The 7,102-nt window shown below is 72.7% G+C and carries 6 protein-coding genes and 1 pseudogene; 6 read left to right on the top strand and 1 reads right to left on the bottom strand.

The window, feature by feature from the left end:
* Positions 1–456, top strand: a pseudogene (locus tag ABIC70_RS27545) (hypothetical protein); the annotation flags it as partial.
* A 47-nt stretch (positions 457–503) separates the two neighbouring features.
* Here the strand turns inward: ABIC70_RS27545 and ABIC70_RS27540 are convergent.
* Positions 504–1,400: a LysR family transcriptional regulator gene (locus ABIC70_RS27540; RefSeq protein WP_043354034.1), complete on the bottom strand. Its 897-nt coding sequence runs from the start codon at positions 1,398–1,400 to the stop codon at positions 504–506.
* A 118-nt stretch (positions 1,401–1,518) separates the two neighbouring features.
* On the opposite strand from ABIC70_RS27540, the gene ABIC70_RS27535 reads away from it, so the two are divergent.
* The 5 genes from ABIC70_RS27535 to atzF are packed head-to-tail and all read left to right on the top strand — an operon-like array spanning position 1,519 to position 6,863.
* Positions 1,519–2,469, top strand: a complete 951-nt coding sequence (locus ABIC70_RS27535; RefSeq protein WP_179698036.1) for an ABC transporter substrate-binding protein — start codon at positions 1,519–1,521, stop codon at positions 2,467–2,469.
* Entirely contained in the window at positions 2,466–3,347 is an 882-nt protein-coding gene (locus ABIC70_RS27530) for an ABC transporter permease (RefSeq protein WP_354442279.1), read from the top strand. The genes ABIC70_RS27535 and ABIC70_RS27530 overlap by 4 nt, the downstream gene beginning before the upstream one ends.
* Positions 3,340–4,122, top strand: coding sequence for an ABC transporter ATP-binding protein (locus ABIC70_RS27525; protein ID WP_279901371.1), 783 nt, complete (start codon positions 3,340–3,342; stop codon positions 4,120–4,122). Before ABIC70_RS27530 ends, ABIC70_RS27525 begins: the two co-directional genes overlap by 8 nt.
* Positions 4,122–5,036 carry a polysaccharide deacetylase family protein gene (locus ABIC70_RS27520; RefSeq protein WP_354442277.1) on the top strand — a complete coding sequence of 305 codons (915 nt, stop codon included), beginning with the start codon at positions 4,122–4,124 and terminating at the stop codon, positions 5,034–5,036. Before ABIC70_RS27525 ends, ABIC70_RS27520 begins: the two co-directional genes overlap by 1 nt.
* Positions 5,037–5,057: 21 nt before the next feature.
* Complete coding sequence (gene atzF / locus ABIC70_RS27515; protein ID WP_345822560.1) at positions 5,058–6,863, top strand: allophanate hydrolase; 1,806 nt, start codon at positions 5,058–5,060, stop codon at positions 6,861–6,863.
* Positions 6,864–7,102: the final 239 nt, after the last annotated feature.

Here is a 7,102-nt window from a genome sequence, read left to right as displayed (position 1 = left end):
CCGAGGCGGAGGCACGCTATTATGCCCAAGCCGAGGTCCAAGCCTTGGCCGCCTGAGCCAAACCAAACGGCCTCCGGAAAACCCGGCGCGGTTCACTTCCTGCGCACCGACTGGGAGGAACGCTTCGCCCGCCGCCCTGCGGCCGATCTCTACGCGCAGCTCTGCACCTGGGAGGCGGGCGACATCAGCCGCGACCCGCGCTACGGCGGCGATCTCACCCGGGCGCTCAACGCGATCACCGCCCGGCTGCTGCTGATGCCGGGCGAGACGGATCTCTACTTCCGCGTCGCCGACAACGCCGCCGAGCTGCCGCATCTGCGCGACGCCGTCCTGCAGCCGATCCCGAGCATCTGGGGCCACCGCGCCGGCAACCCGTCGATCAACCCGGCCGATGCCACCTTTCTCCGCGACACCGTGCGGGCCTTCCTCGCCACGGCCGAAGCGGGCGCGCCCTGATCGGGCGCGGAGAGCGGTGACGCGCCGGCCTCAGGGCGTGCGCCGCATCAGACCGCTTCCCGGTTGAGCCGAACCACAAGCTGATCGGCGAACTTCGCCGCCGCGACGGAGAGCGATCGCCCGCGCAACTGCGCGAGGACCAGCGTCATCGGCGTCAGGTCGCGGAGATCGATCGGGCGGCTGTGCAGGCGCGGGTCCTGGGGGATGCCGCTCGGGATCTGCAGGCTGATGAGATCCTCCCGCAGGACGAGGTTGCGGAGGAATTCGAGCGAGCCCGACTCGACGACCGGCCGGAGCTCGACCCCGCGCCGGGCCAGGGCGTGCTCGATGTGATGGCGGATGGCGAGCGAGTGGTCGGGCAGGGCCAGGGCATGGCCGAGGCAGTCGCGCAGCCGGACCGGCCCGGTCTCCGACGCCAGCGGATGCCCCGTGCGCATCAGCGCGCAGAGGGTCTGGTGTCCGGAGAAGAGCGGATGCAGCTCCGCCGAAGGCGGCGGTTGCAGGATCAGGGCGAGATCGGCCTCGAACGCCGCCAGGGCCGTCACGGCCTGCGCGTGATCGCGGACCTGGACCATGAAGCCGACCTGGGGGAACCGGGCCCGGTAGGCCTCGACCTCCTCGGGCACCACCTGCGTGACGAAGGCTTGGCTGCAGGCGAGCGACACGTGACCGCGGCGCACCCCCGACAGATCGGCGATCTGCGACCTCACCCGGTCGAGATCCGCCACCTGGTCGCGGATGTGCCGCGCGAAGAGCTCGCCGGCCGCGTTGAGCCGCATCCCCTGCGGCAGGCGCTCGAAGATCGGCGTGCCGAGCTCGTATTCGAGATCCTGGATCTGCCGCGTCAGGGCCGAGGGCGTCAGGTTCAGCCGCTCCGCGGCGCGCCGGATCGAGCCGGCGCGTGCGACCTCGGCGACGTAGGTGACGGTGCGCAGGTGCTTCACGCTGGCATCGTGCGCCCCCGTTGCCGAGAAAGCAACGATACGCTCAGAAAATAGCACTTCCTTGCAACAGGGAGCGCACCTAGCGTCACGGTGATAGCGATCCTGCAGGAGCCGTTCGATGATCCGCCGCCGCACCCTCCTGGCCGGTCTCGGGGCCGGCTTCGCCCTCGGTCCCCTGTCGCGGGCACGCGCCGCGGGCACGCCGGTCACGATCCGGATGGGCTCGCTCAAGCTGATCCACTCGATCGCGCCGAGCTTCTACGAGCGCTTCACCCCCGCGGGCGTGACCGTGGAGGTGGTGCCCTTCGAGAGCCCCACCGAGTGCAAGAACGCCGTGGTCACCAAGTCGGTGGATTTCGGCACCTTCGGCATCGCCGCCGCGACGCTGGGCGCCGCCGCCGGCGAGCCACTCGTGGTGATCGCCTCCACCTGCAACCGCGGGATGGCGGTGATCGCCAAGAAGGGCTCCGAGATCCACGCCATCAAGGACCTGCGCGGCAAGCGCGTCGCGATCTGGCCCGGCAGCACCCAGGAGGTCTTCGTCCTGGAGCGGATGCGCATGGAGGGGCTCTCGGTGAAGGACATCACCCCCGTGCGCGTCTCCTTCTCGGAAATGCATATCGCGCTCGCCCGCGGCGACGTCGACGCCTATGTCGGCGCCGAGCCGGGGCCCGGCGTCAGCCTCGCCTCGGGCGTCGGCCAGCTCGTCGAGTACCCCTACGGCACCGAGATGGGCGCGCTGAACATGGTGTTCGGCGCCCACCGCGACACGCTGGCCGAGCGGCCGGACCTCGTCCGGACCATGCTGGAGATCCATCGCAAGGCGACGGACTTCGCGGCCGGCGACCGCGACGCGATGATCGCCATGGCGGTGGCCAAGCTCGGGCAGAAGCGCGAGGCGCTGGAACTCTCGGCCCCGAACGTCGAGCTGACCTGGCGCCTCGGGCCGAACGAGGTCCGGCAGGCCGACGCCTATGCGCAGCACATGCTGGCGCTCAAGCAGATCAAGCGGCTGCCGGAGCCCGGCTTCATCGACACCCGCTTCGTCGACGCGCTGGGGCGGGCGTGAGCACCGGCATCGAGGCCGGCCCTTTGCCGGTGGCGGCGCCGGTGACTTCGCCGGTGACGCCGGCCCCGGCCCGCGGGGCCGGCGTCACCGGCGCCGGGCTCACCCACCTGCGCCGGCTGGCGCTCGCCTGCGTGGTGCCGGCCGTGCTCGTCGCGGTCTGGCAGGTCAGCACCGCGGGCCGGCCCTACAGCCTGATCCCGCCCCCCGCGGAGGTCTGGGCCGAGATGCGGGACCTCGCCGTCGGGGGCGTCAACGACGACGCGTTCAGCGGCACGCTCTGGACCCATATCGCGGCGTCGCTGAGCCGGGTCTACGGCGGCTTCGCGCTGGCCGCCGCCGCCGCCCTGCCGCTCGGCCTGCTGATCGGCCGCGTGCCCCTGATCCGGGCGCTGCTGGACCCCGTCCTGCAGGTGCTGCGCCCCGTCCCGGTCACCGCATGGCTGCCGCTGGCCATGATCCTGTTCGGCCTCGGGCCGCGCTCGGCTTTCTTCCTCGTGTTCCTCGGGGCGTTCTACCCGATCCTGGTCAACACCGTGTTCGGGGTCCGCTCGGTGGAGCCGCGCCTGTTCGAGGCGGCCGCGATGCTGGGCTGCACCGGGCCGGCGCAGTTCGTCCGGGTGGTGCTGCCGGCGGCGCTGCCATCGATCTTCACCGGCCTGCGGCTCGGCCTCGGCTTCGCCTGGGTGGTGATCGTGGTCGGCGAGATGACCGGGGTCCAGACCGGCCTCGGCGCGATCATCATGGAAGCGCGCCAGCTCTCGCGCACCGAGATCGTGATCTGCGGCATGGCGGTGATCGGGGTCGCGGGCTTCGTGTCCGACTGGCTGGTCATGCAGCTCGGCCGCCGGCTGCTCGCCTGGAGCCCCAATCATGGCTGACCCCACGATCCCGATCCTCGACATGCGGGCGGTCTCCAAGACCTACGCGGCGGGCGGCCGCCGGACCGAGGCCCTGCGCGAGGCGAACCTCACCGTGGCGCGCGGCGAGTTCGTCTGCCTGCTCGGCGCCTCGGGCTGCGGGAAGTCGACGCTGCTGCGGGTCGCCGCCGGCTTCGAGGCCCCGACCGCCGGGGAGGCCCTGATGTGGGGCAAGCCGATCGCCGGGCCGGGGCCGAGCCGCGGCATGGTCTTCCAGGATTACGGCCTGTTCCCGTGGCTCACCGTGCGGGACAATATCGGCTTCGGCCCGAAGGCCCGCGGGCGGCCCGCCGCCGAGGTGCGCGATACCGCCGAGCGCTACATCGCGCTGGTCGGCCTCCAGGCCTTCGCCGACGCCTACCCGCACCAGCTCTCGGGCGGGATGAAGCAGCGGGTCGCCATCGCGCGGGTGCTCGCCAACGAGGCCGAGGTCGTGCTGATGGACGAGCCCTTCGGGGCGCTCGACGCCATGACCCGCGAGCGGCTGCAGGACGAGCTGCTCGATCTCTGGTCGCGGACGGGGCTGACGATCCTGTTCGTCACCCACGCCATCGAGGAGGCGATTTTTCTCGCCGACCGCATCGTGATGATGTCGCCCGGCCCCGGCCGGATCGAGGCGATCCATCCGGTCGAGCTGCCGCGGCGGCGCGACGTGTCGAGCCCGGCCTTCAACGACCTGCGCCGGATGCTCGCGGCCCAGCTCCACAGCCACCACGCCCCGCGGGCCGCCGCCTGATGGACACCGCCCCCGACGATCCCCGCCGGCCCGAGAACCGCCTCGCTTACCGCGCCGCCGTTGACCGGCCGCGCCTGACCCTGCCCGAGGGCAAGCACGTCGCCGTCTGGCCGGTGGTCAATGTCGAGCACTGGCTCATCGACCATCCGATGCCGCGCCAGATCCTGGTGCCGCCGACCGCCGCGAGCCTGCTCCCGGACATCCCGAACTGGGCGTGGCACGAGTACGGGATGCGGGTCGGCTTCTGGCGCTTCCTCGAGGCTTTTTCCAGCCGCGGCATCCGCCCGACCCTGTCGATCAACGGCTCGGTCTGCACGGCCTATCCCCGCATCGCCGAGGCCGCCCACGCGGCCGGCTGGGAGTTCATGGCCCACGGCTTCCATCAGGTTCCGACCCACCGGGTCGAGGACCAGCCGGAGATGATTTCTCGCACCATCGCGGCGATCACCGCGACCACGGGGCGTCCGCCGCGCGGCTGGCTGGGGCCGGGCCTCACCGAAACCCTCGACACGCCCGACCACCTGCACGCGGCCGGCGTCGACTATGTCGGGGACTTCGTGGTCGACGATCGGCCCTGTCGGGTGGCGACGCGCACGGGGCCCCTCGTGGCGCTGCCCTACTCGGTGGAGCTGAACGACATCCCGCTGCTCGCCATCCAACACCACCGGGCCGACGAGTTCGTGGAGCGGGCGCTCGCCAACCTCGACCGCCTCGCCGCCGAGGCGGCGGGTCCCGGTCCCCTCGGCGGCGCCAAGGTGATGGGCTTCGCGATCCACCCCTACATCACCGGCGTCCCGCACCGGATCGGCCTGCTGGAGCGACTGCTCGACGCGATCCTGGTGCGCAGCGACGCGGTGTTCATGCAGGGGGGCGAGATCCTCGACTGGTACCGCGCCACCGGCGACGAATCCTGAGCAGCGACCCGAGGAACCGCCGTGCCGCCCTTCCCGACGATCCCGCTCCTGCACGCGGCCTACGCCGACGGCCGCGACCCGCGCACCGTCGTGGCCGAGGCCTACCGCCGGCTCGCCGCGGTTGACGACCCCGGCATCTTCCTGGCCCTGGTGCCGGAGGCCGAGGCGCTGGCGCAGGCGGCCGCGCTCCCGCCCTTCGACCCTGTGTCGAGGCCGCTCTGGGGCGTGCCCTTCGCCGTCAAGGACAATATCGACGTGGCCGGCCTGCCGACCACCGCGGCCTGCCCGGACTTCGCCTACACCCCGACCGAGACCGCGCCCGCCGTGGCCCGATTACAGGCGGCCGGGGCGATCCTGATCGGCAAGACAAACCTCGACCAGTTCGCCACAGGCCTCGTCGGCCTGCGCACGCCCGACCTGGTCCCGCGCAACGCCATCGATCCGGCCTACGTGCCGGGGGGCTCCAGCAGCGGCTCGGCCGTCGCGGTCGCCCACGGAATCGTGACCTTCGCCCTCGGGACCGACACGGCGGGCTCGGGGCGTGTGCCGGCGGCGCTCAACAACGTCGTCGGTCTGAAACCCTCCCTGGGGTCAATCTCCAGCCGCGGCATGCTGCCGGCCTGCCGGACCCTCGATACGCTCTCCGTGTTCGCCGGCACCGTCGCCGACGCCGACGCCGCCTTCCGGGTCATGCTGGGCTTCGACAGCGCCGATCCCTGGTCGCGGGCCTTGCCGGTGCCGCCCGCACCGGCCGGCCTTCCACCCGGCCTGCGGCTGGGCCTTCCCGATGCGGCGAGCCTCCGTTTCGGCGGCGACGGCCACTCGGAGGCGGCCTTCGCGGCGACGATTGCCGATCTGGAGACCCTCGTCGGGGCGGCGCTGCCGGTCGATTTCGCGCCGATGTTCGCCGTAGCGGCCCTGCTCTACGACGGGCCCTGGGTCGCCGAGCGCTACGCGGCGATCCGGCCGATCATGGAGACGCGCCCCGAGATCCTGCACCCGACGACGCGGGCGGTGATCGCCGCCGCCGGGCGCTACAACGCCGCCGACGCCTTCGCGGGTCTCTACAGCTTGGCGGAACTGCGACGGCACGCGGACGCGGTCTGGGACCGGGTCGACGTGCTCGCCGTGCCGACCTATCCGCGCCCGCAGACCTGCGCGGCGGTGGCCACCGACCCGATCGGCCCGAACAGCGAGCTCGGCACCTACACCAACTTCGTCAACCTGCTCGACTGGTGCGCCCTCGCGGTCCCGGGGCGGCCCCGCGCCGACGGCTTTCCTTCGGGGATCACCCTGCTCGCGCCGCGTGGCTCCGATGGGCTCCTCGCCGCCCTGGGCGCCCGCCTGCACGCGGCTGCGGCCGGCCGGATCGGCGCGGGGGAGACGCCCGTGCCGGCCGTGGCGCCGGGTCCGGCCCGCGGATGGCCCGGCGAGATCGAACTGGCGGTCGTCGGGGCGCATCTGTCGGGCCTGCCGCTGAACCGCGAACTCGCCGCGCACGGCGCCCGGTATCTGCGGACGGTGGCGACCCGACCGGAGTACCGCCTCTACGCCCTGCCCGGCGGACCGCCGCATCGTCCCGGACTGCTCCGGGTGGCCGAGGGCGACGGCGGCGCGATCGAGACGGAGGTCTGGGCCCTGCCGCCCGCCGCCTTCGGGGCCTTCGTGGCGGCCATCCCGGAACCGCTCGGGATCGGCACCCTGCGGCTCGCCGACGGGACCGCGCCGAAGGGCTTCCTGGTGGAGACGGCGGGCGTCGCGGGGGCCGCCGACATCACGCAGTTCGGCGGCTGGCGCCGCTACCTTGCCAGCCGCGCCGCGGCATAGCTGATTGGGCGATGCCAAAATCCACTCCGATGCGGTCGCAGCGCCGATCCACGCGCGCCTAACAAGTCCCCGCAGACCCAAGCGCACGGAGTCCGCAGAACCGAGCGCCGGTTACGCGAATCGGCGGCCGCCGGCCCGGATCGCGGGCTTCGCGGCACGAAAGCGCCGCGGTCGGCCCGTCGCGGCCGGTCCGCTTCTTGCTGATCCTCCGCCCGAAGAGTGCCCCGAGGCTGCCGAAC

The sequence above is a fragment of the Methylobacterium sp. 1973 genome, from assembly GCF_040545035.1.
In the GTDB taxonomy this organism is placed as follows: Bacteria; Pseudomonadota; Alphaproteobacteria; order Rhizobiales; family Beijerinckiaceae; genus Methylobacterium; species Methylobacterium fujisawaense.
This window is presented reverse-complemented; position numbering and strand designations above follow the sequence as displayed.

What these genes read in the sequence shown, in the direction of transcription:
- ABIC70_RS27535 (WP_179698036.1), top strand. Translation starts at nt 1,519, where the DNA reads ATGATCCGCCGCCGCACCCTCCTGGCCGGTCTCGGGGCCGGCTTCGCC.
- ABIC70_RS27525 (WP_279901371.1), top strand. Translation starts at nt 3,340, where the DNA reads ATGGCTGACCCCACGATCCCGATCCTCGACATGCGGGCGGTCTCCAAG.
- ABIC70_RS27520 (WP_354442277.1), top strand. Translation starts at nt 4,122, where the DNA reads ATGGACACCGCCCCCGACGATCCCCGCCGGCCCGAGAACCGCCTCGCT.